Source organism: Nonomuraea maritima (assembly GCF_900100395.1).
GTDB lineage: Bacteria > Actinomycetota > Actinomycetes > Streptosporangiales > Streptosporangiaceae > Nonomuraea > Nonomuraea maritima.
The window spans coordinates 1-25184 of sequence record NZ_FNFB01000045.1; the positions used below are offsets into that span (position 1 = coordinate 1).

Annotated in this window: 21 protein-coding genes; 12 read left to right on the forward strand and 9 right to left on the reverse strand. The window is 70.5% G+C overall.

Annotated elements, in window-relative coordinates; translation table 11 throughout:
- Together BLR04_RS37235 and BLR04_RS37240 are read left to right on the forward strand one after the other, a co-directional pair.
- Nucleotides 1–301: integrase core domain-containing protein (locus BLR04_RS37235; RefSeq protein WP_143022387.1), on the forward strand; the 301-nt coding region annotated here is incomplete at its 5' end.
- A gap of 174 nt (nucleotides 302–475) precedes the next feature.
- Nucleotides 476–1486 (forward strand): MalY/PatB family protein, encoded by a 1011-nt coding sequence (locus BLR04_RS37240; protein WP_090773875.1) that lies wholly within the window; start codon nucleotides 476–478, stop codon nucleotides 1484–1486.
- 141 nt (nucleotides 1487–1627) lie between these two features.
- Here BLR04_RS37240 and BLR04_RS37245 read toward each other — a convergent pair whose 3' ends face one another.
- The gene (locus BLR04_RS37245) at nucleotides 1628–4795 is read right to left on the reverse strand and encodes a S41 family peptidase (protein WP_090773876.1); all 3168 of its coding nucleotides are present in this window, start codon (nucleotides 4793–4795) and stop codon (nucleotides 1628–1630) included.
- A gap of 140 nt (nucleotides 4796–4935) precedes the next feature.
- Here BLR04_RS37245 and BLR04_RS37250 point away from each other — a divergent pair, with 140 nt between their 5' ends.
- Both BLR04_RS37250 and BLR04_RS37255 read left to right on the forward strand, forming a co-directional pair.
- Nucleotides 4936–5376 (forward strand): hypothetical protein, encoded by a 441-nt coding sequence (locus tag BLR04_RS37250; protein WP_090773877.1) that lies wholly within the window; start codon nucleotides 4936–4938, stop codon nucleotides 5374–5376.
- A gap of 28 nt (nucleotides 5377–5404) precedes the next feature.
- A complete protein-coding gene (locus BLR04_RS37255; protein WP_090773878.1) occupies nucleotides 5405–6373 on the forward strand; it encodes a TIGR03557 family F420-dependent LLM class oxidoreductase in 969 nt (322 codons plus the stop codon).
- On the opposite strand, the gene leuS is transcribed toward BLR04_RS37255, so the two are convergent.
- On the reverse strand, nucleotides 6374–8821 hold the full coding sequence (leuS, locus tag BLR04_RS37260; protein WP_245740971.1) for a leucine--tRNA ligase: 2448 nt from the start codon (nucleotides 8819–8821) through the stop codon (nucleotides 6374–6376).
- Between the two features lie 496 nt (nucleotides 8822–9317).
- On the opposite strand from leuS, the gene BLR04_RS37265 reads away from it, so the two are divergent.
- Entirely contained in the window at nucleotides 9318–10970 is a 1653-nt protein-coding gene (locus tag BLR04_RS37265; protein WP_143022388.1) for a hypothetical protein, read from the forward strand.
- A gap of 9 nt (nucleotides 10971–10979) precedes the next feature.
- Here the strand turns inward: BLR04_RS37265 and BLR04_RS37270 are convergent, their stop codons facing one another.
- Both BLR04_RS37270 and BLR04_RS37275 read right to left on the reverse strand, forming a co-directional pair.
- Complete coding sequence (locus BLR04_RS37270) at nucleotides 10980–12221, reverse strand: cytochrome P450 (RefSeq protein WP_090773881.1); 1242 nt, start codon at nucleotides 12219–12221, stop codon at nucleotides 10980–10982.
- Between the two features lie 69 nt (nucleotides 12222–12290).
- The gene (locus BLR04_RS37275; protein WP_090773882.1) at nucleotides 12291–13130 is read right to left on the reverse strand and encodes an alpha/beta fold hydrolase; all 840 of its coding nucleotides are present in this window, start codon (nucleotides 13128–13130) and stop codon (nucleotides 12291–12293) included.
- A gap of 139 nt (nucleotides 13131–13269) precedes the next feature.
- On the opposite strand from BLR04_RS37275, the gene BLR04_RS37280 reads away from it, so the two are divergent.
- From BLR04_RS37280 to BLR04_RS41120, 4 genes are all read left to right on the forward strand, one after another.
- Nucleotides 13270–14805, forward strand: a complete 1536-nt coding sequence (locus BLR04_RS37280) for a long-chain-fatty-acid--CoA ligase (RefSeq protein WP_090773883.1) — start codon at nucleotides 13270–13272, stop codon at nucleotides 14803–14805.
- 28 nt (nucleotides 14806–14833) lie between these two features.
- Nucleotides 14834–15103, forward strand: coding sequence for a hypothetical protein (locus BLR04_RS37285; protein WP_090773884.1), 270 nt, complete (start codon nucleotides 14834–14836; stop codon nucleotides 15101–15103).
- Nucleotides 15100–15306 carry a hypothetical protein gene (locus BLR04_RS37290; RefSeq protein WP_090773885.1) on the forward strand — a complete coding sequence of 69 codons (207 nt, stop codon included), beginning with the start codon at nucleotides 15100–15102 and terminating at the stop codon, nucleotides 15304–15306. Before BLR04_RS37285 ends, BLR04_RS37290 begins: the two co-directional genes overlap by 4 nt.
- A gap of 170 nt (nucleotides 15307–15476) precedes the next feature.
- On the forward strand, nucleotides 15477–15647 hold the full coding sequence (locus BLR04_RS41120) for a hypothetical protein (protein ID WP_176903493.1): 171 nt from the start codon (nucleotides 15477–15479) through the stop codon (nucleotides 15645–15647).
- Nucleotides 15648–15783: 136 nt separating this feature from the next.
- Here BLR04_RS41120 and BLR04_RS37295 read toward each other — a convergent pair whose 3' ends face one another.
- The 4 genes from BLR04_RS37295 to BLR04_RS37310 form a co-directional block, all read right to left on the reverse strand.
- On the reverse strand, nucleotides 15784–17043 hold the full coding sequence (locus tag BLR04_RS37295; RefSeq protein WP_090773886.1) for an SAM-dependent methyltransferase: 1260 nt from the start codon (nucleotides 17041–17043) through the stop codon (nucleotides 15784–15786).
- 4 nt (nucleotides 17044–17047) lie between these two features.
- Complete coding sequence (locus BLR04_RS37300; protein WP_090773900.1) at nucleotides 17048–18397, reverse strand: FAD-binding oxidoreductase; 1350 nt, start codon at nucleotides 18395–18397, stop codon at nucleotides 17048–17050.
- 126 nt (nucleotides 18398–18523) lie between these two features.
- Complete coding sequence (locus tag BLR04_RS37305) at nucleotides 18524–19507, reverse strand: NAD(P)-dependent oxidoreductase (protein WP_090773887.1); 984 nt, start codon at nucleotides 19505–19507, stop codon at nucleotides 18524–18526.
- Entirely contained in the window at nucleotides 19504–21063 is a 1560-nt protein-coding gene (locus BLR04_RS37310) for a serine/threonine-protein kinase (protein ID WP_090773888.1), read from the reverse strand. The genes BLR04_RS37305 and BLR04_RS37310 overlap by 4 nt, the downstream gene beginning before the upstream one ends.
- Before the next feature lie 187 nt (nucleotides 21064–21250).
- Here BLR04_RS37310 and BLR04_RS37315 point away from each other — a divergent pair, with 187 nt between their 5' ends.
- A complete protein-coding gene (locus tag BLR04_RS37315; protein WP_090773889.1) occupies nucleotides 21251–22372 on the forward strand; it encodes a CaiB/BaiF CoA transferase family protein in 1122 nt (373 codons plus the stop codon).
- A gap of 4 nt (nucleotides 22373–22376) precedes the next feature.
- Here BLR04_RS37315 and BLR04_RS37320 read toward each other — a convergent pair whose 3' ends face one another.
- Nucleotides 22377–22829 carry a GyrI-like domain-containing protein gene (locus tag BLR04_RS37320; RefSeq protein ID WP_090773901.1) on the reverse strand — a complete coding sequence of 151 codons (453 nt, stop codon included), beginning with the start codon at nucleotides 22827–22829 and terminating at the stop codon, nucleotides 22377–22379.
- Nucleotides 22830–22928: 99 nt separating this feature from the next.
- Between BLR04_RS37320 and BLR04_RS37325 the strand changes: the two genes are divergently transcribed.
- Together BLR04_RS37325 and BLR04_RS37330 are read left to right on the forward strand one after the other, a co-directional pair.
- Nucleotides 22929–24368, forward strand: a complete 1440-nt coding sequence (locus BLR04_RS37325) for a GuaB1 family IMP dehydrogenase-related protein (protein ID WP_090773890.1) — start codon at nucleotides 22929–22931, stop codon at nucleotides 24366–24368.
- Between the two features lie 169 nt (nucleotides 24369–24537).
- Entirely contained in the window at nucleotides 24538–24912 is a 375-nt protein-coding gene (locus BLR04_RS37330) for an FKBP-type peptidyl-prolyl cis-trans isomerase (protein WP_090773891.1), read from the forward strand.
- Nucleotides 24913–25184 lie beyond the last annotated feature (272 nt).

Below are 25184 nucleotides of genomic sequence, written 5' to 3' on the forward strand. Positions count from 1 at the left end.
CTTCCAGGCCGCCTGCCGGCACTGGGGCGTCGTGCAGTCGATGGGCCGGGTCGGGTGCGCGCTCGACAATGCCGCCGCCGAATCGTTCAACTCCATCCTCAAGGTCGAATACGTCCACCGGCACCACTTCGCCACCCGGGCCGAGGCCCGCCTGAAGATCGCCACCTGGATCGCCGACTTCTACAACACCCGCCGCCGACACAGCGCCGCCGACGGGCTGCCCCCGATCGTCTACGAGCAGCAGATCATGACCGCGCGAGCAGCCGCCACGGCGAGGTCTCAGGAGACCATCGCCGCATAACCGAGTCTCCACGCTTTCAGGGGATGGACAGAGTGGCTTATGTCGTGTCATGTGTGGCAAATCTAGAATGTGGGAGTGGATCACACTTATCCCTCTGTGGACCTTAAGTCGTCGCATGACGGTCTCAAGTGGGCGGCCGTTGAAGACGGCGTCATCCCCGCCTGGGTGGCCGACATGGACCTGCCGACTCCGCCCGAGGTGGTCGAGGCTCTGAGTCGCCGGGCCCGCGGGGATCTCGGCTATCCGACGTGGCTGGAGGAGCCCGGTGCCGGGCCGCTGGCCGAGGCGTTCGCCGAGCGGATGGCCGCCCGCTTCGGCTGGTCGGCCGACCCCGGCCACGTACGGTCGTTCACCGACATCAACCAGGCTCTCCAGGTGCTCCTCCACGTGGCGACGGCACCCGGCGACGGGGTGGCCCTGCACACCCCGGCCTACCACCCGTTCCTCGGGACGCTCGACACCATGAAGCGCCCGCTGCACCCCATCCAGATGATCCCGGACGGCGGCACGTGGCGGTTCGAGGTGCCCGACCTGTCGGGTTGCCGGGTGTTGCTGCTCGTCAACCCGCACAACCCGACCGGCCGCGTGTTCACCCGCGACGAGCTGACCGCGCTGGCCGAGCAGGCCGAACGCCATGACTTGCTGGTCATCTCCGACGAGATCCACGCCGACCTCGTCTACGAGCCGAACCGGCACATCCCGTTCGCCACGATCCTTCCGGAGCGGACGGTCACGCTGACGTCCGCGACGAAGGCGTTCAACCTGGGTGGGATCCGGTGCTCGGTCGCCCACCTCGGTCATCGCGGCGTCCGTGAGGCGCTGGAGGCCCAGCCGCCCTTCCTGTACGGATCCACGCACGTGTTCGGCGTCGAGGCCACGGTGGCGGCCTGGCGTCACGGGGACGCCTGGCTGGCCGACACCATGGAGCTGCTCGACCGCAACCGGCACGCGATTTCCTCGCGCCTGCCGGCCGGGATCGGCTACCGGGTTCCGGAGGCGACCTACCTCGCCTGGCTCGAGACCGGACGGCCCGGGATGGCGGAGGTGCTCGAGCGCGAGGCCCGCGTCCGGCTCAGCGACGGGGCGGCGTTCGGCCCGGGTGGTGAGCACTGCGTCCGGCTGAACTTCGCCACCACCGAGCCCATCCTCACCGAGATCCTCGACCGCCTGGTCCGAGCCTGGTGACTCCCGCCCGCGGCATGGCGGACGGGAGCTCTCCCGGAGCTGGAGCCCGCCCGCCGCGTGGCGGGCGGGCTCCCATGAGAACCCCACGATGGTGACTCACGCCCGCGGCGTGGCACGTGGATGCTCCAGGAGACCCGTGGTTCAGGCCAGAGGCGGGAGCTCCGGCGGGGTGGCGGGCGGGTGTTCTTCCAGGGCGGCGAGGGCGAGTTCGATGGCCTTGTCCAGTTGCGGGTCGCGGCCTGCCACGCGGTCCTGGGGAGTGATCACGACCTCGATGTCGGGGTCGACGCCGTGGTTCTCCACGCCCCAGCCGGGGCCTTCCAGCCAGAACGAGTACCGCGGCTGGGTGACGCGGGTGCCGTCCACCAGGGAGTAGCGCGAGTCGATGCCGATCACGCCGCCCCATGTGCGGGTGCCCACCAGCGGCCCGATCTCGCGGTTCTTGATGCCCGCGCTCACGATGTCGCCGTCGGAGCCCGCGAACTCGTCGGTGACCGTGACCACCGGCCCGCGCGGCGCGTCCGACGGGTAGCGCATCGTGTTCATGCCGCGCACGAGCCCCCAGCCGGTGACCCGGCGCGACAACTTCTCCAGCACCAGCTCCGACAGGTGACCGCCGCCGTTCTCGCGGACGTCCATGATCAACCCGTCGAAGTTCATCTCGGTACGCAGGTCGCGGTGGAACTGCGCCCACCCGGAGGCCACCATGTCGGGCATGTGGAGGTAGCCGAGCCGTCCGCCCGAGGCCTCCCGGACGTAGGCGCGACGGTTCTCCACCCAGTCGTGGTAGCGCAGCGGCGTCTCGTCGGCGATCGGGGTGACCACGACGCGGCGCGGGTCTGCGCCCGAGGCGGGCCGTACGGTGAGCTCCACGGGACGGTCGGCGGTGCCGGCCAGCAGGGCGAGCGGCCCGCGGGAGGGGTCGACGGGCCGGCCGCCCACCGCGAGGACGGCGTCGCCGGGACGGATCGCGACGCCGGGCGCGAGCAGCGGCGAGCGGGCGGCGTGGTCGGACGTCTCGCCGGGCAGGATGCGCGCGATCCGCCACACGCCGTCGTCGTCGCGGACGAGGTCGGCGCCGAGCAGGCCCTGGCGGCGCCGCGAGTCGACACCGGCACCGTTGGCCACGGCGTAGGCGTGCGAGGTGCCGAGCTCGCCCTGGGTCTCCCAGAGCAGGTCGATCAGCTCGGATTGGGCACCGATACGCCCGGCCAGCGGCTCGTAGCGGTCGAGGACACCCTGCCAGTCGACGCCGTTCATGTCGGCGCGCCAGAAGTGGTCGCGCATGAGGCGGCCCGCCTCGCGGAAGGCCTGCCGCCACTCGGCCACCGGGTCGATGTGGACGGAGATCCGGTCGAGGTCGACGGTGACGACCTCGTCGCCCTCGGTCGCGGCGCGGGTCTGCAGGCCGTTCTTGCCGTTGAGGACGAGCCGGGTGCCGTCGCCGCTCACCTCGAGCGCGCGTACCTCCTTGGCCAGCTCGGTCTTGGCGCGCTTCTTGAGGTCGTAGCGCTCCAGCACGATCTCCGTGCTCGGCTCGGTGCCGTCGCCGAGCTCGCCGTTGAGCGGGTGCTTCAGCCACAGCAGCGCGTCCTTGGCGGACCGCAGGTTGCTGTAGCGTCCGGCGGGCACCGGCACCGCGACCACGCGGGAGGCGATCCCGTCGGCGTCGACCTCGGTGCGCGGCGGGGCGTCGTCCTTACCGCCCTCGTCCTTGCCGCCCTCGTCCTTGGCGGGCTTGTCGTCCTCGCCGTTGAACCCGCGGCCCTGCAGCGAGGGGTCGAAGGGCGAGGGCGTCGCGGCCTGCAGCGGCACGATGTACGGCCGGCACCCGGCCTGGAAGGACATGTCGAAGACGTGGGCGTCGTAGACCGGGTCGAACGTGCGCACCGACAGGAACGCGAGGTGCTTGCCGTCGCGGGTGAACGCCGGGTTGGTGTCGGCGAACCGCACGGGCGTCACGTCGACGACGGTGCTCCCGTCGACCCTGCCCATCCGGATCTGCGACATCATCTCGTGGTACGGGTGCGCCCAGGCCAGCCAGCCGGAGTCGGGCGAGAAGGTCAGCCCGCTCACGTCGCCCTCGGTCGTGCGGTCGAGCTCGCGGACGTCGCCGCTGTCGAGGTCGACGACCAGCAGCCGCCCGTCGTGCGCGGCCACGGCCACGTGCTTGCCGTCGGGCGCGGCCGCGAGCTCCAGCACCCGGCCGAGCTGTCCGGTGGCGAGCTCCCTGACCTCGCCGCCCGGGGTGCCGACCTCGAGGCCGTCCTCGCCGCTCGCGTCGGAGATCCACACGGCCCGGCCGGAGGCGCCGAGCGCGCGCGGCAGCCGTACGCGGACGCCGGGTTCGGCGCGCAGCACGCCGGCGGGACCGTCGCGGTGGGTGACCCAGTGGGCGGTGCCGCGGATCTCGACGACGCTGGCGCGACCGGTGGTGTCGGGAGAGAAGTCGGCGGCGCGGAGGGGCGCAGGGCGGCTCGCCCGTCCTGGCCGGGGGCCGCTGAGGCGGATGTCGAGCGGGCGCGGCTCGGCGTCGAGGCTCTCCAGCAGCCACAGGTCACCGGCGTGGCTGTAGATCACCCGCTCGCCGTCGCCGGCGGCGTGGCGGGCGTAGAACTGCTCGTGGGAGCTGTGCCGGCGCAGGTCGGAGCCGTCGGGAAGGACGGAGTAGAGGTTGCCGACGCCGTCGTCGTCCGACAGGAACACGAGGCGGTCGCCGACCCAGCTCACCGACCAGTACTGCGCCGCGCTGTCGGCGAACAGCCTGGTGAACTCGCTGGTGCCGTCGGCGTCCACCCAGATCTTGCCGGCGGTGCCACCTCGGTAGCGCTTCCACTGCGACGGCTCACGCCACAGCGCCGAGACGGTGGCGACCCGTCCAGATGCGCTGACGGCGGCCTCGCTCACCCATCCGTACGGCAGCCGGGTGGCCGGCCCGCCGTCGAGGGGGACGGCGTGGGCCCAGAGCCTCGTGCGCGAGGCATCACCCGCCGCGCTGATCGCGAGCACGTCACCGCCGGGGGTCCAGCCGGCGACGCGGGTCGTGGCGCTGCCCCAGTGCGTCAGCCGGTCACCCTGCGGGCCGTCGAGCTCGGCAGCGAACACTTCGGCGACGCCCTCGCGGGCTCCGGCCCAGGCGATCCGGCTGCCGTCGGGGGAGAATCGAGGGTACGAGACCGGGACACGGTCGGCGGTGAACCGCCATGCCCTCCCACCGGTGATCGGTGCCAGCCACACGTCGTCGTCGGCGACGAAGGTCACCAGGTCACCGTGCAGGTGAGGAAATCTGAGGTAAGCGCCATTTGTCACAGCTAGACACTAATGCCCGGAGCCAAGCGCAGCCCATGATTTTTCCTGGCAGCGTACGGCCCGCCTCCCGGAAACGGTCAAGCCCGGGACGCCCCGGCCGCTCGGGGCAGGGGGAGCTCGAAGGGATCAGGTGAGGGGCCATGAGAATCTTCGCACGGACGCATCAACTGCCGTCCCGCCTCGCGGCCGGCGCCTACATCCTGCAGGCCGGGGTCACCATGACCAAGTACGACGAGGAGGCCGCCAGGCGCACGCACGGCCAGGCCACGACCGCCTATCCGTTCCTCGGCGGACTCGACCCCGTGACGTTCACCCGCCTGCTGGCGCGCAGCGAGATCGCGATCGGCGCCGCCCTGCTGGTCCCGTTCGTGCCGTCCCTGGTGGCCGGCCTCGGACTGACCGCCCTGGGCGGCGGGCTCGTGGGCCTCTACCTGCGCCTTCCCGGGATGCGCCGCGAGGGCAGCCTGCTGCCGTCCGAGCAGGGCGTCGGCATCGCGAAGGACGTCTGGCTGCTCGGCATGGGAACGGGACTGGTGGTCGAGGAGTTGCTGGCGTGCTGCCGGCGCTCTCAGGGCCACTAAGCCCGACAAACCAGGGTAGTTCGGCCACATGGTACAAATCGGCTACACCTTGATGTCCGAGCAGACCCCCGCTCGCGCGCTGGTGGACTACGCCGCCGCCGCCGAGCGAATCGGCTTCGACTACGCCGTCATCTCCGACCACTATTTCCCGTGGCTAGAGGAGATGGGCCATTCGCCCTACTGCTGGTCGGTGCTGGGCGCCGTCGCCCACGTCACCGACCGGCTGCCGCTCATGACGTACGTGACCTGCCCGATCATGCGCTACCACCCGGCCGTGGTGGCGCAGAAGGCGGCCACCATGGGCGTGCTCAGCGACGGCCGGTTCACCCTGGGCCTCGGCGCGGGCGAGAACCTCAACGAGCACGTCATCGGCGAGGGCTGGCCGCCCGTGGACACCCGGCACCGGATGTTCGCCGAGGCCGTCCAGATCATCAGAAAGCTGTTCAGCGGCGAGTACGTCACCCACCAGGGCGAGTTCTTCGACGTCGACTCCGCCAAGCTGTACGACCTGCCCGAGCGGCAGGTGCCCATCGGCATCGCCGCCTCCGGCGGTCAGTCGGCGGAACTGGCCGCCGCCTACGGAGACCTGCTGGTGATCAACGACCCGATGCCGGAGGTCGTGCAGCAGTTCAACGCCGCGGGCGGCGACGGCAAGCCGGTCTACGGCCAGCTCGCGCTGTCGTACGACCCCGACGAAGAGGTCGCCCGGCAGCGCGCGCACGCGCTGTGGCGCTGGTCGGGCGTCGGCGGCTGGAAGGTCATGGCCGAACTGCCAGGCCCGGTCAACTTCGACGCCGCGTGCGGCACCGTACGTCCCGAGGACGTGGCGCGGAGCGTGCCGTGCGGCGCCGACGTGGACGCCGTCGTGGAGGCGGTCAGGAAGTTCGACGCCGCCGGCTACACCCACGTCGCGCTGGTGCAGATCGGCCACGAGCAGCAGCAGCCCTTCTTCGACTGGGCGGAGAAGGAGCTGCTGCCGGCTCTGCGCAGGATCTGACTACGGGACGATGTTGACCAGCCGCGGCGCCCGCACGATCACCTTGCGCGGCATGCCCTGCAGGTAGGGGGCGACCTTGTCGGACGACAGCGCGAGCTCGCGCAGCGCGTCCTCGGCGATGTCGGGCGCGACCTCCAGGCGGTCGCGTACCTTGCCCGCCACCTGCACCACGCAGGTCACCGACTCCTGCACCAGCAGCGCCGGGTCGGCCACCGGCCAGCCGCCGAACGCGACGGACCCGGTGCGGCCCAGCCGCTCCCAGCCCTCCTCGGCGGTGTACGGGGCCACCAGCGACAGCAGCACGGCCAGCGTCTCGGCGGCCTCGCGCACCGCGGGGTCGGCCGGGCCGGGGCCCGAGTCGATGGCCTTGCGCGCGGCCGAGGTGAGCTCCATCATGCGCGCCACCGCCACGTTGAAGCGGTAGGAGTCGACGAGCTTGGTGACCTCGTCGATCGTGTGGTGGGTGACCTTGCGCAGCGCGACGTCGCCGCTCTCGAACGGCACGCCCGGCTCGCTGGTCACCTCGGACATCACGCGCAGAACACGGGCGAGGAACTTCTGCGAGGCGGCCGGCGAGACGTCGGCCCAGTCGATGTCGTCCTCGGGCGGTCCGGCGAAGACCATGGTCAGGCGTACGGCGTCGACGCCGTACGCGTCGATCTGCTGGCCCAGGTCGACGCCGTTGCCCAGGGACTTCGACATCGCCTTGCCGGCGTTGATGACCTGGCCCTGGTTGAGCATGCGCACGAACGGCTCGGTGAAGTCGAGCATGCCCATGTCGTGCAGGACCTTGGTGAAGAACCGGGAGTACATCAGGTGGAGCACGGCGTGCTCGATGCCGCCGACGTACTGGTCGATCGGGCCCCACTTGCGCACCTTCTCGACGTCGAACGGGCCCTCGGTGTAGCCCGGCGAGCAGTAGCGCAGGTAGTACCACGACGAGTCGACGAAGGTGTCCATCGTGTCGGTGTCGCGCTTGGCCGGCCCGGAGCACTTGGGGCACTCGACGTTGACCCAGTCGGTGGCGCTGGCCAGCGGGGAGACGCCCTTGGGCGCCAGCGCCTCGCCACGCAGGTCGGGCAGCGTGACCGGCAGCTGGTCGTCGGGGACGGGCACCTCACCGCAGTCGGGGCAGTGGATGATCGGGATCGGCGTGCCCCAGTAGCGCTGACGCGACAGCAGCCAGTCGCGCAGCCGGTAGTTGACCGTGCCCCGGCCCCTGCTCTCGCGCTCCAGGTGATCGATGATCGTGCGGATCGCCTCGGCCTTGCTCAGGCCGTCGAGCGAGCCGGAGTTGACCAGCGTGCCCTCGCCGGGCGTCGCCTCGCCGGTCTCGCCGGGGTCGGCCAGGCCGGTGTGCACGACGACCCGCACCGGCAGGTCGAACTTGCGGGCGAAGTCGAGGTCGCGCTGGTCGTGGGCGGGCACCGCCATGATGGCGCCGTGACCGTAGTCGGACAGCACGTAGTCGGCCGCCCAGACCGGGATGCGCTCGCCGTTGACCGGGTTGATCGCGTAGCGGCCCAGGAAGACGCCGGTCTTCTCCTTGTCGGTGGACAGGCGCTCGATGTCGCTCAGCCGCGCCACCTCGGCGCGGTAGGCCTCGAACGCCGGACGCTGCTCGTCGGTGACGATCTCGTCGGCCAGCGCGGCGTCGGCCGCCACGACGAAGAAGGTGGCGCCGTGCAGGGTGTCGGGGCGCGTGGTGTAGACGGTGACCGGCTCGTCGCGGCCCTCGATCTCGAACAGCACGTCGGCGCCCTCGGAGCGGCCGATCCAGTTGCGCTGCATGGTCAGCAGCCGCTCGGGCCAGCCGTCGAGCTGTTCCATGTCGTCCAGCAGCCGCTGCGCGTAGTCAGTGATCTTGAAGTACCACTGCGTCAGCTCGCGGCGGACGACGTCGGCGCCGCAGCGCTCGCACTTGCCCGCCACGACCTGCTCGTTGGCCAGCACGGTCTGGTCGTTGGGGCACCAGTTGACCAGGCCGCCCTTGCGGTAGGCCAGGCCGCGCTCGAAGAAGCGGATGAACAGCCACTGGTTCCAGCGGTAGTACTCGGGGTCGCTGGTGTGCAGCCGGCGCGACCAGTCGAACGCTATGCCGTAGCGGCGGAACGAGTTGGCCTGGGTCTCGATGTTGGCGTACGTCCACTCCGCGGGGTGAGCGTTGCGCCGGATTGCGGCGTTCTCGGCGGGCAGGCCGAAGGAGTCCCAGCCGATCGGGTGCAGGACGTTGTAGCCCTTCTGCATCCAGTAGCGGGCCACGACGTCACCGATGGCGAAGACCTCGCCGTGGCCCATGTGGAGGTCGCCCGACGGGTAGGGGAACATGTCGAGCATGTAGCGACGCTCCCGGGGGTCGGCGTCGTCCTCGCTCGCGCGGTAGGGCTCCTGCTCCTCCCAGCGCTGCTGCCACTTGGCCTGCAGTGCCTGCGGGTCGTACTCACTCACGGCTGCTGTCCTTCTGGCTTGATTCGGACCCATAAAGAAACCCCTCGCGAGCACACAACGAGGGGTGGAGCCGCGACGGCGAGATCTCAGGGCCGTCGCGGCCCACTAAGAAGCAGGGTCGCGGAACGCATGAGTCAAGCCTAGCGCACGTCTTCGGCTGAACGCAGATACTCTAGGCGGCTCTACGGGCACAATGGACTCTTCAGGTCCGGCGAGATCTGATGGTGATGCATCCGTTGTGACCTCATTCGTCCCCCGAGAATAGCCTGACGCCGTGGCCCAGTCCTTCGAGCCCTACCGACCGGACGCCGACCTGCCTCTGCAGGACCCGCCGACCGATCCGCACGGCTTCCCGCGTTTGGCTGCGAGCCCGCCCGTATCTCCTGGAAAATCCCATGAGATCATGCCTGATACGTCAAATCCGGATATGACGGGACATCCGGACACAACCTCGGGAGGACCGGCAGCAATGGCAACGGAGAACTCCGGACCTCACGTGCCATCGTCCTGGCCGGAGGCGCCGCGGCCGAACGCGGCCTCGGACGCCGCCAGGGAACAGGGCGCCGTGCCGATGTCGTGGCCCGAGATGCCTCCGCCCGGCAACCCCGCCGCGTCCTGGCCCGAGCCTCCGCGCCAGGATCCTTCGTGGCCAGAGCCGCCCGGCCCCGCACGCGCCCAGCAGCAGGGCGGCCAGCAGGGCGGCCCGCAGGGCAACCAGGCCGGCCCCGGCGCTCCGTCGTGGCCCGAGGCCCCGTCGCGAGGCCCCGCCTGGCCCGATCCGCCCCGTCCCGACGCGCACCCCGCACAGCCTCAGGGCCCCCAGCAGCAGAACGGCGGGCCGCAGGGCCCCGGCGGCGGCCCGAACCCCGAGTCCGACGGCGTGCCCGCTCCGGTGCCCGCGTGGGCGCTCCCTCCGACGCCCACTCCCGGCGCGTGGTCGAACCTGTCCTCCCCCGCCCCCTGGCCTCCGGCACCGCCCGCCGGCGGGCCACCGGCCGGGCAGATGCCACAGCAGATGCCGCAGCAGATGCCACAGCAGATGACGGAGTACATGCCCCAGCAGCCGATGGAGCAGGCGCCCCAGCAGATGCCTGAGCAGACACCCGCGTACGGAAGCCCCTCCGCCGGCAACCCGGCGCCGGCCGGACCGCCCCCGCACGGGCCCGCCGCCGACGAGCGCACCATGACCTACGGCCAGCCCCCGCGCGAGCACGGCGGCCCCGAGGGCGTCCCGGGCGGGCCTCCCGGCGACGGCCGGGGTGGGCGCCCCGGCTCCAACCTGAGCCGCGACCCCTCCGACCCCGAGCACCGCTTCGTGACGGCCGGGCAGATCAGCGGCTCGCGCACCCCGCCGCCGGAACGCCAGCAGGAGCTCTGGGACACCGTCTTCGGCGACAACTACCAGGCCATGGGCGACCAGGACCTCGACGACGAGGACGGCAAGCCCGTCTGGATGTACGCCCTCGGCGGCTCGGTGGCCGTCGCCCTGCTGCTCGCGCTGCTGTGGGCGTTCCTGTGGGGGCCGCTCTCGCCGGATCAGCCGACGAGCGCGAACGCCGCCGAGAAGCCCGCGGCCTCGCAGGGGTCCACCGGCACCAAGAAGGGCCAGCCGAAGATCGGGCCGCTGCCGAAGTACTCCGGCGAGCCATCGCCCGTCGTCGGCCGCGTGACCGACGCCGCGGCCGGGATCTCCGTCCCGCGCCTCGGCGGCGAGTGGCAGCTCGACGAGCGCCCGACGGTCAAGGGCACCTACGGCTACGACCTGCGGCAGTACGTCCAGGTCGCGCCGGAGCGGTACGCCGAGTTCCTGTCGGGTCCGCTGCCGGACCGGCTCGCGTCGTACTACGACCCCGAGGACCTGGAGCCGGCGATCAAGCAGGTGGTCTTCAGCGCCCGCGGCAAGTTCTTCCCGCCGGACAACAAGGTCCGCAAGGTCGCCCAGCAGGCGATCAAGGTGGGTGACCAGGTCGGGCGGTTGATCGCGTACTCGCTGACGTCGAAGACGACGGAGGCGACGATCGTGACGATGGCCGTGAACACCGGCGGGAAGGTCCCGGCCATCGTCTACATGTCGATCCCGGCGGAGAAGAAGGAGCTGCTGCCCGACATCCGTCAGGTGATGAACCAGATCAGGCTCATCGCGTCCTGAGCCGGGCGGCTAGAACGAGCACTCCATGTGCTTGATGCCGTTGATGAAGCTGGAGTGCAGGCGGTCGGGCTCGCCGCCCTCGATGTGCGGCACGCGACGCAGCAGCTCGCGGAACATCACCGTGATCTCGCGCCGGGCCAGGTGGGCGCCGAGGCAGAAGTGGGGGCCCGGCCCGCCGTAGCCGACGTGCGGGTTGGGGTGGCGGGTGATGTCGAAGCGCCGCGCGTCGGTGAAGACGCTCTCGTCGCGGTTGGCCGCCCAGTAGAACAGCACCGCCTTGTCGCCCTTGCGGTAGAGGTTGCCGTTCATCTCGACGTCGCGGGTGACCTTGCGGCGCATGAAGTTGACCGGGGACGCGAGCCGGACGATCTCCTCGACCGCGCCGGGCGCGCGGCCGTCGACGTCCTCCAGCCAGAGCGCGCGCTGGTCGGGGTTCTCGGTGAGCAGGCGCAGGCCGTGGGAGATGGCGTTGCGCGTGGTCTCGTTGCCCGCGACGACCAGCAGGATGAAGAACGACCCCAGCTCCTGCATGGTGAGCCGCTCGCCGTCGATGTTGGCGTTGACCAGCGACGAGATCAGGTCGTTCGTGGGGTTGTCGGCGCGGTGGGCGGCGAGGTCCTGCACCAGCTGCTGCAGCTCCATGCCGGCGTTCAGCAGGCGCACGGCGAGCTGATCGAGCTCGCCGCCGGTGTACTCGGGGTCGAAGCCGCCGAGGATGATGTTGGAGCGGTCGAAGACGAACTGGTAGTCGCGCTCGGGGATGCCCATCATGTCGCAGATGATCTTCAGCGGCAGCCGGGCGGCGACCTCGGTCACGAAGTCGCAGCCTGAGCTCTTGACCAGCAGGTCGTCGACGATGGCGGCGGCGGCGGCCTCGACGTCGCTCTCGAACTGCTTGATCATCTTGGGGGTGAAGGCGCGGGAGACGATCCTGCGCAGGCGGGCGTGGCGCGGGTCGTCCATGTTGATCATGGAGCCGAAGTACTCGGCGAACTCCGCCGGCATGTCGGGGATGTTCGTCGCGCCGCCGTCGCCGGAGCAGAAGACCTCGGGGTTGCGGCTGGCCTCGAGGATGTCGGCGTGCCTGACGAGCGCGTGGTAGCCGGGGCCCCTGGGGGCGAAGGCCATCTCCGGCTCCTCGAAGAACGCGGGGGTGTCGCGGGCACGAAGCTGTTCGAACGCCTCCTCGCGCTCGCTCATGGGACGGGCCCAGAAGTCACGGTCCGACAGATCGAAGTGGAGGGCGCTCATGAGGCCATCATTCGAAAAGTGGGCACTTACGTCAATGGGTGACGTACACCGTACGTGGGAGCGCGACGGTCAGCAGGCCGGGCCGAGCCAGTCGAGGATCAGGCGGCTGACCTCCGCGGGACGTTCGAGGTGGAGGAAGTGTCCCGCGTCGGGTACGAGTTCGACGCGGGAGCCCTCCGGCAGGTGGTTCTGAGCGCCCTTGACCAGTGCGGCGCCCAGGCAGCCGTCGGCCGCGCCGTGCAGGTAGAGGACCGCACCCGCGACGCCGGGCTCGATCTCGGGGTGCCGACCGGAGGATGGGGCCGCGCCGAGGATGGCCCGGTAGTAGCCGATGGCCGCGCGCAGGTTGGCCGGGTCGCCGATGCTGCGCCGGACGAACTCCACGTCCTCGCTCGCGTCGTAGCCGGGCGACCAGTCGCCCCAGAGCCGTTCGAAGAAACCAGGCCGGGAGGCCGCCGTCTCGGCCATGGGCGTCTGGAACAGGAAGACGTAGAAGGAGCGCTTGAGCTGGTCGTAGTCGAGGATCCCGCCCGCCGTGGCGCCCGGCGGGGGCACGGCGAGCGTCACGGCTTTGCGGAAGCGACCGGCCGTGGCGTAGACGGGGAAGGCGCCCCAGTCGTGGCCGATGACCACGGCGTCGTCGCCGCCGCCGAGCTCCTCGTGCAGCGCGCGCAGGTCGGCCGCGAGCGCCGCGCCCTCGTACGCGCCGTCGGCCGGGACCTCCGTCGGCGCGTAGCCGCGCATGAAGGGCGCGACCGCGCGGTAGCCGCGGGCGGCCAGCTCGGGCATCAGGTGTCGCCAGGTGTGCGCGGTGTCGGGGAAGCCGTGCAGGCACAGCGCGAGCGGCCCGTCCCCCATCGCCAGATACGCGAACTCCACCCCGTTGGCGTGGACGGTCCTGATCTCCATGACTGCGCAACCTAGCATCAGGACCCCGGCCCGGGTCAGGCCCGATCTGTCCATATGCACTTGTAATCTTCCCTACCTACCAGTCGGTAGGTCTTCCTGCGAGGATGGCGCCGAAGCCGCTCACAAGGAGGAAGGCGTCATGCTCAATCTGTCGATCGTCCTGGAGGACAGCGCCAGGAACACCCCCGACGGCACCGCGATCGTCTTCGGCGACATGCGGCTGCCGTACTCCATGATCGACACTGTGGCCAACCAGGTGGCGAACCTGCTGGTGTCGCGTGGGATCGGCGAGGGCGACAAGGTCGCGCTCGCGTGCCCGAACCTGCCGTACTTCCCGTTCGTCTACTTCGGGATCCTCAAGGCGGGCGCGACCGTGGTGCCGCTCAACGTGCTGCTGCAGTCGCGTGAGATCACGTACCACCTCGACGACAGTGACGCCAAGGCGCTGTTCTGCTTCGAGGGCTCGCCGGAGCTGCCTCTCGGCCGGCGCGGCAGGGAGGGCTTCGAGGCGGCCGAGGGCTGCGAGCACTTCTTCGTCCTGCCCGCGACCCCGCTCGCGACCGAGTCCGAGCACGGCGAGTCGTTCTGGGCGGCGCTGGACGGGATGTCCCCCACGTTCGAGACCGTGCAGACGGCTCCCGACGACACGGCGGTGATCCTCTACACCTCCGGCACGACAGGTCGGCCCAAGGGCGCGGAGCTGACCCACCAGAACATGCTGATGAACGCGCTGGTCAGCGACCGCATGTTCCCCAGCGACGAGGGCAAGGACACCTACCTCGCGGTGCTGCCGCTCTTCCACTCCTTCGGCCAGACCACCGTCATGAACACCGGCTTCCTGCGCGGCGCCACGGTCGTGCTCATGCCGCGCTTCGACCCCGCCGAGGCGCTGGAGATCATGGTCAAGGAGAAGGTGACCTTCTTCGCGGGCGTGCCGACGATGTACTGGGCCATGCTCACCAAGATCCACGCTGACGGCGTCGCGAAGCCCGACACGTTACGCGTGGCCGTGGCGGGCGGCGCTTCGTCGCCGGTCGAGGTGCTCAAGGACTTCGAGCAGACCTTCGGCATCGGCATCCTGGAGGGGTACGGCCTGTCCGAGACCTCCCCGGTGGCCAGCTTCAACCAGCTGGGCCGGCCGACCAAGCCGGGCACGGTCGGCACCCCGATCTGGGGCGTGGAGATGAAGCTCATCGACAGCGACTGGAAGACGGTCGAGGGCGAGGGCCCCGGCGAGATCGCCATCCGCGGCCACAACATCATGAAGGGCTACTACGGCCGGCCCGAGGCGAGCGCGGAGGTCATGCGCGACGGCTGGTTCCGTACGGGCGACATCGCCACGCGCGACGCGGACGGCTACTACTCGATCATCGACCGGGCCAAGGACATGATCATCCGCGGCGGCTTCAACGTCTACCCGCGCGAGGTCGAAGAGGTCATGATGACCCACGAGGGCGTGTCGCTGGCCGCCGTCGTCGGCGTCCCCCACGGCTCGCACGGCGAGGAGGTCAAGGCGTACGTCATCCGCACGCCCGGCTCCGAGCTCACCGAGGACGAGCTGATCGCCTGGTGCAAGCAGATGATGGCGGCCTACAAGTACCCGCGCATCATCGAGTTCCGCGACACCCTGCCCATGACGGCCACCGGCAAGATCCTCAAGCGCGAGCTGAGGTAGCGCGTTCCCGGCCGGTAACGTGAGCGTCATGCGGGACCGGCCGGACGACCTCGACGAGGGGCTGCTGCGGCCCGCACCGGCCCGGCACTGGAGCATCGACGCCACCCGCGTCGACCACATGCCCGTCGGCTTCGGCGACCACCACTGGGCCGCGACCGACCACGGAGGGCGGCGCTGGTTCGTCACCGTCGCCGACGTGCGGCGGCAGCCGTACGAGCGGCTGCGGCAGGCCATGGACACGACCGCGCCGCGGTCATCGACCTGCTCGCGGAGCTGCACGCCACGCTGCCGCCCGTGACGGCCCCGGCCCTGCCGGTCGCGCCGGCGGACCGGGCGCTGCTGGAGGAGATCGTACGGGCCGCCTCTTCCGGGCCCTGGGCAGGCGGGCCGTACGACCGCGCCCGCTACGCCGCCGCCACCGGACGCACGCCCGACCCCGGCATGCTCGTGCTCTACCGCCTGCGCTGGGCGCTCGACGACGTGGCCGACTTCGTCGCGTAGTTCCGCGCGACGCACGCCCGCACCCCCGACACCGAGCCGGCCTGGCGTGCCCTCAGCGGCACCCTGGACGACCTCGCCTCAGGGTCCGCCTTTACCGAATCCGGGTTGCTGTCACACCTGGAGTAGCCGTACGGTCACGGTAAGCAGTTGGACACGCAAAGGAGAGCGACGTGGGCAGGCACGCGAAGCCTCACAACCCCAAGGAGCAGCCGCCCGACCGCAAAGAGGGCGCGGTCGCCGACGAGCATCGCGTCAGCCGGGGGCGGCACTCGAAGGACAGAAGGCCCTGCGCCAAGAGCACGCCGGGCGAGCAGGCGACGCCGTCGTCCTCAGCGGCCTGAGCGGGCGACGCACGCCGACGGGAGCCTGACGACGAGGCGGGTGACGGCGGCGGGAGGCTTGCGGGCCGCCCGCCGGGATGTCAGCAGCCGCGGGTCGCGGCAGGCCGGCCGCGCCGAGTCTCCCGTGCCACGTCCGTCAGGGCCAGTCGACGGCGGGGCGCAGCGGCACGTCGGCGCGGCCGTTGTCGTGCAGCTTGACGCCCAGCACCTGGTGCAACTGCACCTTGTTGCGCTCGAAGCCGACGATGCACCCGGCCATGTACAGCGCCCACACCCGGGCGGTGCCCATGCCGACCTCCTGCACCGCGTCGTCCCAGTTGGCGTCGAGGTTGTCGCACCAGTGACGCAGGGTCTTGGCGTAGTGCTCGCGCAGGTTCTCCTCGTGGCGGATCTCGAAACCGAGGTCCTCCATCTGCCGGACGAGCCAGCCGACCGACTCGAGCTCACCGTCGGGGAAGACGTAGCGGTTGATGAAGCCGCCCTTGTTGAACGTCTTCTCCTTGCCGGTGGGCCGGGTGATGCAGTGGTTGAGGATCCGCCCGCCGGGCTTGAGCTTGCCGTACAGGAAGGAGAAGTACGACGGGATGTTCTTCTTGCCGATGTGCTCGGTGAGGCCGATCGAGCTGACCGCGTCGAAGCCGGTCTCCTGCACGTCGCGGTAGTCCATGTAGCGGACCTCCGCGAGGTCCTCCACGCCGGCCTCCACGATCGCCTTCTGCGCCCACTCGGCCTGCTGCTTGCTCAGCGTGACGCCGAGGGCCTTGACGCCGTAGTGCTTGGCGGCGTGGATGACCATGCCGCCCCAGCCGCAGCCGACGTCGAGCAGCCGCATGCCCGGCTTCAGGTCGAGCTTGCGGGCGACCAGGTCGAACTTGGCGAACTGCGCCTCCTCCAGCGTCGCGTCCTCCGACGGGTAGCAGGCGCAGGTGTAGGCCATCGACGGTCCGAGGACCCACCGGTAGAAACGGTTCGACACGTCATAGTGGTGGTGGATCGCCTCGGCGTCGCGCTGCTTGGCGTGGCGCGAGCCGAGCCGGGCAAGAGCGCTCTGCCGCATCTCCTGCGGAGGCGGCGGCACCCGCATGAGCAACGGCTTGACGCCCAGCGACCGCACGGCGTCGATCTTCTCCGACGTCGTCAGGTCGTTCGTGGTGATGTTCCACATGCGGTCGAGCAAGGTGTACATGTCACCGTGGACATCGATGTGCCCGGAAATGTAGGCCCGGGCCAGACCGAGTTCTCCCGGGGCCTGCGCCAGGTAGGCCACGGCGATCGGGGACTTGACCTCGATGGACAGGTCGGCGCCGTCCGGCCCGGCCTTGCTCCCGTCGTACGCCGTGAACGCGAGATTCGCGTCAGGGCCGACGATTTTCTCAAAGATGGATGCCAGAGCCATCTATTCACCTTCCCCGTACACACTTTTCGTACAGGTCGAGCAGGCGACCACTTGGGTCGTATTCCCGCTTGACCGGCCAGTAGGCGTCGCCGTTGTACAGCTGCCAGAACTGCTCACGGGCGTAGAACGAGGTCGAATAGAGCGACTTGTGCCCGTCGAGGTCGTGCACAGCGCCCTCGATGAGCCGGTTGTGGTAACCGTCGAACTGGCCACGTGGCAGCGGCACCATTCCCCAGAACCCGAAGTTGACATACAGCTTGCCCGGCTCCAGCGGATAGAGCGGCCACCGCGTGCCGGCCTTCAGTGGACACATCCAGACGGGGGTCATGCCGACTTTGTCATGAAAGAACTCGAGGAACTCGGCCCCGCGCTCGACCGGGACCTCGACGTCCTGGATGACCGACTCCTGTACGGGCTGCCCGCGCCAGCGGTCGACGCGCGCGGTCAGGCCGTACTTGCGGTCGAGCGCCACCAGGCGCCGGTAGACGTCGGAACGCATCCAGCGGCGCGGCATCAGCGAGCGGACCACCGGCTGCTGCACGCCGAAGGCGCGCGAGCACCAGAACCAGTCGGTGTCCCAGCGCCACAGGTAGTCGCGGACGGTCAGCCAGTCGCGGCTGCGCTTCTGGATCGACTGGTAGTAGATGCGCATGCCCGTGTAGTCGGAGACATACGGGGCGCGGTCGGCGAAGCGGCCGAGCGTCAGGTACAGCTCGCCAGGCCCGAAGAAGACGCCGTCGACGAAGTCGACGCTCTCGCCGTCGTGGACCATGCTGTCGCAGATCTCCTGCATGGCCAGCATGCACTTGCCCGCGTCGGTGAACCTGACGTGGGTCAGGTGGACGTACGGCTGGACCTTGCGCAGCTTGATCCGGATGCGCAGCGCGTAACCGAGGGTGCCGTAGGAGTTGGGGAAGGACCTGAAGAGCTCGTGGTGCTCGTTGTCGGCGCGGGCCACGACGATGCGCCCGTCGCCGGTGAGGATCTCGAGCTCCTCGACCGACTCGTGCGGCAGGCCGTCGCGGAAGCTGGTGGACTCGATGCCGAGCCCGGTGACCGCGCCGCCCAGAGTGATCGTCTTGAGCTGCGGCACCACGTACGGCATCAGCCCGTACGGCAGGGTGGCGTCGACGAGGTGCTCGTAGGTCGTCATGCCCTGGACCTCGGCGGTCATCGTCTCAGGATCGACGCTGATGACCTGGTCGAGGTCTCTCGCCGAGAGCTTCGCGGTCCTGGCGCCGTCGCGGAAGCGGAAGAGGTTGGACGTGGACTTGGCCAGTCGGGGCGCGGCGTCGCCCGGGATCTCGGTGTAGGACTGCCGGATCTGCTCTACTGCCCGCTGGTGTGCCGACATCGTCGTCACGGAAACACCCCCTTGAGCTGGTAGAGATCGTCCGTAAGACGTTATCTCCACCCGGCTGCCCGGAACAGACCGGGGTCGTTAAAGACACGAAAACTGTTCATCGTGCCAGTTCGGCGGCTAGATGGCACGAGTATCTGTAAACTTCCGGCTCACCTGCGGCGACACCCCGTTCACCACCCCGTCGACCGGACGCCCCTCCACCACGGCCGTCAGGTTGGCGAGCACCGCCCCGATGAGCCGCACGGTGACCCCGGATGTGACACCCGCCACGTGCGGTGACAGCAGGACCTGGGGAAACGCGCGAATCGGGTCACCGGACGGCAACGGCTCTGCGTCGAACACGTCGAGGGCCGCACCCTCCAGCCGGCCCTCGCGCAGAGCCGCGAGCAGCCCCTCTCCGTCGATCACCGGGCCGCGCGCGGCGTTGACCAGCAGGGAGCCCGGCTTCATCCGGCGGGGGTCGACGATGCCGCGGGTCTCGTCGGCCAGCGCGACCGCGACGACCACGACGTCACTGCCCGCCAGCAGCGTGTCGAGGTCGGTGCGGCCGGGGTCCTCGCGCGGGGTGCGCGTCCAGTAGGACACCTCGCAGCCCAGCGCGCGGAACATGCGGACGCAGGCGGCGCCGATCGGGCCGTAACCGACGACGCCGACGCGGCTGCCGTGCAGATCACGGGGTCGCAGGCTCTGCTGCGGCCACTCCCCCGCGCGCACGGCGGCGTCGCCGGCGGCGAGCTTGCGCAGCAGCGCGAGCGTGGCCGCCAGGCACCATTCGGCGACCGCGACGGCGCTGACGCCCGGCGTGTTGGCCAGCGGCACCCCGGCCGCGGTCAGGGCGTCGAGGTCGTGCCCGTCGACGCCCACGGACGGCTGCTGCACGAACGCCAGCCGGGGCGCCGCCGCGACCGCCTCGGCGTCCATCACGAGCGTGCCGGTCCAGTCGCCGAGCACGATCTCCGCCTCGGGCAGCGCCGCGAGCAACCCCTCACGGTCGCGGCGGGCGGGCAGGCGGAGAGAGACCCTGTCGCCGAGCGAGCCGAGGAGGCGGCGCATGGCCTCCTCGGGCAGCGGGGGGAGGGCAAGAAGGTTCCAGGCGGTCATGCCCTCACAGTAAAACTGGTGAACACCTGTCGCATCAGTGCCCTGTTGCGTTTCCACTGCATTTCGGGCACCGTCCACGACAGGACGTAGGCGGCGTCGCCGATCGCGACGGCCCGCCTGACCTCGCGGTAACGCGTGCCCGGCGTGACCCAGGGCTCGTTGTTCTCGGCGCCCGCGATCCAGGTGAACTGCCACTCCACGGCCGTGGCGCCCTGGTGGGTGACCGTCCGGCGGCCGTGGTTGACGACGCGCTCGGCTTTCTGCCGGAACGTCTCCTGCGAGTCGCGGATGATCTGGTTCGGGTCGAGGTTGACGTAGATCGTCTCGACCCCGAGGTGGGCGTGGCCGTCCCCGCGGGTCCACTCGGTCAACGCCTCGGCGCGCGTGCCGCGCCATCCGGTCGGCCGCAGGATCGACCAGCCCTCACCCGACCGCCACACCCGTACGGCGGGGACCGCCGGGCGCGTCCGGGGAGTGGCCACCGTGTCCGTGGGGCTCGGCGTCGGGGTGGCCGTGACGGCCGGTGGGGTGGCGGTCGGGGTGAGCGGGCTGCTCGCCGCCGCGGCCTGGGTGCCGCGCGGCGCGCCCTCGGCGGGCGCGGCGATCCTGAAGTACGCGAGCGTGCCGCCCGCCACGACGAGCACGACCGTCGCGGCGGCGGCCAGCAGCGCCCTGCCGGAGCCCGCGCCCTTCTTCTTCTTGCGCTCCGGCACGTCGAGGTCGACGTACGCGGGCCTGGCGGCGACGACGGCCGCGAGCTCCCGGTCGGTCGCCTCGGCGTCCAGCCGCTCCGCGGGCTCCTTGCGCATCAGCCCGCGCAGGACGGGATGCATGATCGGCGGGATGCGCCGGTAGTCGGGCTCCTCGTTGAGCAGCGCGTTGATCGTGCTCATGGGGTCGCCGCGCTCGAAGGGCGAGCGTCCCACCATGCAGGCGTACAGCGTGGCGCCGAGCGACCAGAGGTCGGAAGGGGGTCCGGCGTCGTCGGCGCGCACGCGCTCAGGAGCCAGGAAGCTGGGCGAGCCGGTGACCATGCCGGTCTTGGTGAGCGAGGAGTCGCCCTCGGCGGTCGCGATGCCGAAGTCGGTGAGCACGGCCCGGCCGTCCTCGGCCAGCAGGATGTTGCTCGGCTTGACGTCACGGTGCAGGATGCCGGCCGCGTGCGCGGCCTTCAGCGCCGACAGCACCTGGCGGCCCACCTCGGCCGCCTCGCGCACCGGCAGCGCGCCCGAGGACTGCACCACCTGCTCGACCGAGGGGAAGCGCAGCAGCTCCATGACGATCCACGGACGGCCCTCGTCCTCGGCCACGTCGTAGATCGCGACGACGGAGGGGTGGTTCAGCTTGGCCGCGATGCGGGCCTCGCGAACCGTGCGCAGCAGATGGCGCTCCTGCTCGCCCGGCGACAAACCCTCAGGGAGCAGCACCTCCTTGACGGCGACCTGCCGGTTGAGCAGCGTGTCCTGGCCCTCCCAGACGACGCCCATGCCCCCGCGGCCCAGTTCGCGCAGCAACTGGTAACGCCCTGCGATGAGCCGGTTGCTATCCGAAACCATGTCCTACCTCTGTAGCGGCGCACGCGCCTCCTGCGGACAGCCGCTGGACGCGGTTGCCCGTAGACCACCCGAACAGTGGGCAAGTTTCCCATACCTCCCACCGCTTCGGCGGTCTGTCCGCAAGGCCGCTTGCACGAGATCACCGAATGTTGTTCTACTGGTGGGGTCCCACAGCAAGGAGAGACCGATGCCTGAGGTTCGCCGGGGTCCGCTTTCCGGGGTGCGCGTACTCGAACTCGCGGGGCTCGCCCCCGGCCCGTTCGCCGGGATGATGCTGGCCGACCACGGCGCGGAGGTGCTCCGGGTCGACCGCGTCAAGGCGGTCTCCGACCGGCCCCGTACCGATGTCATGGACCGGGGCAAGCGCACGATCGGGCTCGACCTCAAGGCCCCCGAGGGCGTGACGACTTTCAAGAGGCTCGTGCGCCACGCCGACGTGGTGATCGAGGTGTTCCGTCCCGGCGTGGCCGAACGGCTCGGCATCGGTCCCGGCGACCTGCACGCCGTCAACGAACGGCTCATCTACGGCCGGATGACCGGCTGGGGACAGGAAGGCCCGCTCGCCCCCACCGCCGGGCACGACATCGACTACATCGCGGTCTCCGGCGTGCTGTCGCAGCTAGGCCGCGCGGGAGACAAGCCGACGCCGCCGATCAACATCCTCGGCGACTTCGCCGGAGGCGGCCTCATGCTCGCGTACGGCGTGCTGCTGGCCCTGTTCGAGCGGGAGCGCACCGGCCAGGGACGGGTGATCGACGCCGCGATGGTGGACGGCTCGGCGATCCTGTTCGCGATGTTCTACCAGGGGGCCCAAAGCGGCTTCTGGGGACCGCGCGGCACCAACCTGCTCGACACCGGCGCCCCCCAGTACGACACCTACGAGACGGCCGACGGCGAGTACGTCGCCGTCGGGGCGCTGGAGCCGCAGTTCTGGGAGGCGATGGTGAGCCTCATGGGACTGAAGGACCTGCCCGACCGCAACGACAGGAGCCAGTGGCCGGCGTTGCGGGCCCGCCTGGCCGAGGCGTTCATGAGCCGTACCCGCGCCGAGTGGGAGGAGCTCTTCGCGGGCTCCGACGCGTGCGTCTCGCCCGTGCTGTCCATGACCGAGGCCGCCTCCCACCCGCACAACATGGCCCGCGGCTCCTTCGTCAAGGTCGGCGAGGTGACCCAGCCGGCGCCCGCGCCGCGCCTGCTCGGCGCGGGCGGCCAGGACCTCTCCCCCGCCACCCGGCTGACTGATCTGTCGGGCTGGGGCCTGCCCGCCGAGCAGGCGGACAAGCTCCGGGCCCAGGGCGTGCTGGCCTGACCGGTCAGACCGCCACGTACAGGTCGACTCCCCCCGGGTGATGGACCTCCAGGTCGGTGGTGAAGGCGCGCGCCGGCGTGCCGCCCGACTCGGTGTGGTTCCACACCCGCTGCCAGGTCTCCGCCAGCGCCTGCGGCATCGGGCCGCGCGCCTCCAGCCGCAGCGCAGGACCGGCGGGGACGCGCACGGCCACCATGCCCTCCGGCAGTCGCGGCACCGTCCGGACACCCGTTCCGACGATCTGCGTGAACGCGCCGTTGTGGTCGCTCTCGTAGTCGGTCAGAACGGCGTACAGGTGCTCGTCCACGCGGTTCGGCACGTGCGCGAAAGCCCCGGGCGCGCCGGCCCGGTGCCAGAGTGCCGGCAATTTCGCGCGCGCAGGATCCTTTTCATCCGCATTGCTGGTACGCACGGCGTACCCCACCACGATCAACTCGGCCCGTTCAGTGGGCTCCACGAGCACTCCCCTTCCCCCCAAAAAGCATCCCGGCCGATCATAAGCCCCTGGGAAAGGGGAAAACCCCGGTCGACGTGTCAGCGCATAAGATGGACGAACGTGAAGTTTCTTAACGACCACGCGCCCCATTACGACTTGACGTATAGCGACGTCTTCATGGTGCCGTCGCGTTCGTCGGTCGGTTCCCGGCTCGCAGTCGACCTTTCGACGAACGACGGCACGGGCACCACGATCCCGATCGTGGTGGCCAACATGACCGCGGTCGCGGGTCGCCGCATGGCCGAGACCGTGGCGCGGCGGGGGGGCATCGCCGTCATCCCCCAGGACATCCCGCTCGACGTCGTGACGGAGGTCCTCGACTGGGTCAAACAACGTGACCTCGTCAACGACACCCCCCTCACCCTGACCCCGCACGAGACCGTCGGCGAGGCCCTGCAGCTGCTGCCCAAGCGGGCGCACGGCGCGGTGATCGTGGTCGACTGGGAGAACCGGCCCGTCGGCGTGGTGACCGAGGCCGACTGCGCGGGCGTGGACATGTTCTCGCAGCTGGCGAACGTCATGTCCAGCGAACTGCTCACGCTGCCCGCCGGACTCGACCCGCGCGCCGCCTTCGAGCGGCTGCACGAGGGCCGCCATCGGCTCGCTCCCATCGTGGACGAGGAGGGCCGCCTGGTCGGCATCCAGACCCGTACGGGCGCGCTGCGCGCCACGCTCTACCAGCCGGCCGTCGACGCGGGCGGCCGGCTGCGCGTCGCCGCGGCCGTCGGCGTGAACGGCGACGTCGTCGCCAAGGCCAGGGGGCTGCTCGACGCGGGCGTCGACTGCCTGGTCGTGGACACCGCCCACGGCCACCAGGAGAAGATGATCTCCGCGCTGCGCGCCGTCAAGAAGCTCGACCCGGGTGTGCCCGTCGCCGCGGGCAACGTGGTCACCGCCGAGGGCGTGCGCGACCTGGTCGACGCCGGCGCCGACATCGTCAAGATCGGCGTCGGGCCGGGCGCCATGTGCACCACCCGCATGATGACCGGGGTGGGCCGGCCGCAGTTCTCGGCCGTGCTGGAGTGCGCCGCCGAGACGCGCCGCCTGGGCCGCCACGCGTGGGCCGACGGCGGTGTACGGCACCCTCGCGACGTCGCGCTCGCGCTGGCCGCCGGGGCGTCGAACGTGATGATCGGCTCGTGGTTCGCGGGCACGTACGAGTCGCCCGGTGACACCCACACCGACGCGAACGGCCGCAAGTACAAGGAGAACTTCGGCATGGCCTCCGCGCGGGCGGTGCGGCTGCGGACCGCTGACGACTCGGCGTTCGAGCGGGCGAGGAAGGCGCTGTTCGAGGAGGGCATCTCGACGTCCAGGATGTACCTCGACCCGAAGCGGCCCAGCGTGGAGGATCAGATCGACGCCATCGTGGCCGGGCTGCGCTCGTCGTGCACGTACGCGGGGGCGACGACCCTGGAGGAGTTCCACGAGAAGGCCATCGTGGGCATCCAGAGCTCGTCAGGCTTCGCCGAGGGCATGCCCCTGCACCAAAGCTGGTGATCACCCGACCTCACGGTGCTGCTCAACGTCGGGGCAGGCAGCACTGAACCGCGACACTGAACGGCGGGACGGCACCGCGCCGAACGGCGGCCGTGAGCGACGGGGACGGCCCGACCGCATAGAGTCGTCGGGTCATTCTCATCGTCAACCATTGCTACAGGAGCACTTCGTGGCACTCGAGAAGCCCGAGATCGACTTCCCCGGCGGCAACCCGCCCGCCGACCTGGAGATCGAGGACATCACCGTGGGCGACGGCCCCGAGGCCAAGGCCGGTCACAACGTACGCGTCCACTACGTGGGCGTGTCGTTCTCGACCGGTGAGGAGTTCGACGCGTCGTGGAACCGCGGCCAGGCGTTCGAGTTCCCGCTGGGCGCCGGGCACGTCATCGGCGGCTGGGACAAGGGCGTCGTGGGCATGAAGGTCGGCGGCCGGCGCAAGCTCGTCATCCCGCCGCACCTCGGTTACGGCACCCGTGGGGCCCCGCCCCGCATCAAGCCGAACGAGACGCTGATCTTCGTCGTCGACCTCCTCGGCGTCAGCTGACCGTTGGAGCCGCGCGGGACACTCCGGCCGCCATGCACAGGCCGGACTGTCCCCGCCCTCCGCCCTCCGACAGCAGAGCACCGAAACACACCAGGCCGCCGAACCTCGGCCTCGAACCCCTGTGGGCCGGCCGTCACGCGGCGTACAGGTCCACGCGGCCCGTCCCCGAGCGCAGGGACCGAGCGCTACCGTCCATCAGGGCACAGGCCTGGAAACCCAGGTGTCACAGCTTCGGCCCTCACTCAGGCCGAACCTTCCCCACCTGCGCCACC